Source organism: Aeromicrobium phragmitis (assembly GCF_003674095.1).
GTDB classification, from domain to species: domain Bacteria; phylum Actinomycetota; class Actinomycetes; order Propionibacteriales; family Nocardioidaceae; genus Aeromicrobium; species Aeromicrobium phragmitis.
On sequence record NZ_RDBF01000257.1, the window covers coordinates 1 to 312 of the forward strand.

Annotated in this window: 1 pseudogene; it reads right to left on the reverse strand. The window is 66.7% G+C overall.

Annotated elements, in window-relative coordinates:
* Positions 1–312: pseudogene (locus tag D9V41_RS18145) on the reverse strand (hypothetical protein); the annotation flags it as partial.

A 312-nucleotide genomic window follows, 5' to 3' on the forward strand; every position in this document is an offset into this window, starting at 1 on the left:
GGTAGGTGACGCTCAATACGTCGTCCTGGTCGTCGACGAGGAGTCGGTACCAGAACGGGTTCCCACTCAAGGCGAGGTCACGGAGCACGTTGGCCGGAATCACCCAGTCGCGGTCGGCGCTGATCGCCGGCTGATCATCCACGCCCGCGAGCGTGGACGCGGGGACCATGACCCCGATCGCCATGTTCGGCGTCCGCGCGGGCTCATTGTCGGGGTCGATGTGGTCGAGTGCGTCGACAAAGAAGTCCGCCCGACGCTGAGCGATCGTCCGGTCATCGTCGGTGGCGGTCTTGGCGGCGTGGTCGAGCCGCT